This window comes from Saccharopolyspora sp. NPDC002686 (assembly GCF_040295745.1).
In the GTDB taxonomy this organism is placed as follows: domain Bacteria; phylum Actinomycetota; class Actinomycetes; order Mycobacteriales; family Pseudonocardiaceae; genus Saccharopolyspora; species Saccharopolyspora oryzae.
On the sequence record NZ_JBEOVY010000655.1, the window covers coordinates 1 to 1454 of the forward strand.

The 1454-nt window shown below is 72.0% G+C and carries 2 protein-coding genes; one reads left to right on the plus strand and one right to left on the minus strand.

Features of this window, described 5'->3' with window-relative positions; translation table 11 throughout:
• Positions 1-37: 37 nt before the first annotated feature.
• A complete protein-coding gene (locus ABTZ89_RS38660; protein ID WP_351054457.1) occupies positions 38-802 on the minus strand; it encodes an AraC family transcriptional regulator in 765 nt (254 codons plus the stop codon).
• 92 nt (positions 803-894) lie between these two features.
• Between ABTZ89_RS38660 and ABTZ89_RS38665 the strand changes: the two genes are divergently transcribed.
• Positions 895-1454, plus strand: a 560-nt coding sequence (locus tag ABTZ89_RS38665) for a sulfite exporter TauE/SafE family protein (protein WP_351054459.1), incomplete at its 3' end; no start/stop codon positions are given.

The following is a 1454-nucleotide window of genomic DNA, read 5'->3' on the forward strand; positions in this document are numbered from 1 at the left end:
GCGGTCGAGGCCGCAGGGGCGCGCTTCCACTGTGGAATCAGCGCGGCTGGAAGGAACTCGGCGCCGTTCCGGTCTGCTTGCGGAACATCGTGGAGAAGGCAGCCGGGGTGTCGTAGGCGAGCTCCGCCGCGGTCCGGGTGACCGTCAGCCCCGCGGAGAGCAGGCGGATGGCGTGCAGGACGCAGGCGCGCTGGCGCCAGTGCTGGAAGCTGAGACCGGTCCCGGTGAGGAACAACCTGTTGAACGTGCGGCCGCTGACTCCGAGGCGGGCGGCCCACCTGGACGGCGCCTCGCGGATGTTCGGGGCCGCCTGGAACGCCTCGCAGAGCTCCCGGAGGTCCGCCCGAGCGGGCAGCGGCAGGTCGAACGGCAGCGGCGCCAGGTTCCGGATCTCGTGCAGGATCAGCTCGACCAGCGCCCCGTCCCGGCCGTGCCGGTCGTACTCCGGCGCGATGTCCACCGCGGCGAGCAGCAGCTCGCGCAGCAGCGGTGAGACGTCCACGACCCGGCAGCGCGCCGGGAACCACGGGACGGCTGAGGACTCGAGGTAGAGGCTGCGGGTGCTGACCCCGTCCATCAGCACCTGGTGGTCGGTGCCGGGCGGGATGAGCACCGCGCGGCGCGGCGGCACCGTCCAGCTCCTGTCCGCCGTCTCGACCTGCATGACCCCGGTCGCGCCGTACAGCAGCTGAGCGCGGCGGTGCCGGTGGAAGGCCAGCAGGTGGCCGGGCGGGTAGTCGGTGCCGATGGCCAGGACGGCGCGATCGATCCCGTCCACTTCGTCCAGCGGCACGTTGCGCACCGGACCACGCTAACCGACCGGTGGCGTGAACTCGAACGGGTGTGGCGCAACATCGATTGTGCGCCAATCGCGGCCGGTCCTACCGTGGCCGGGTGCTCGTCTCCTCCCTCGTGCTGCTCGGCTTCGGCTGCCTGACCGGTGTGACCACGGTCCTGTTCGGATTCGGCGGCGGTTTCATCATCGTGCCGGTCGTGTTCGCGGTCGTCTCCGCGGCGACCGGGGCCGACGCGATGCACACCGCGGTGGCCACCTCGACCGCGGTGATGATCGTCAACGCCTCCACGGCGACCATCGCGCAGGCCCGGTCCGGCCGCCTGCGCAAGGAACACCTCCACCCGCTGCTCGAGTTCATCGCGCTCGGCGCGGTTCTCGGTGCGGTCGCGGCGAACTGGGCCCCGGAGACCGTGTTGCACGTGCTGTTCATCGCCTACCTCGCGGTCACCATCGTCGACAGCCTCGCCCGGCGCGGATTCCTGGACAACTCCCGCGGTGCGGAGGGCGCAAGACCCCTGGGCAAGGTCGCTTCGACGGCCGGCGGAGTCGGCATCGGTGCGGTCGCCAGCTTCCTCGGCGTCGGCGGCAGCGTCCTGACCGTGCCGCTGCTGCGGCGCCGCGGCCTGCCCATGGCCGACGCCGCCGCGATGGCCAATCC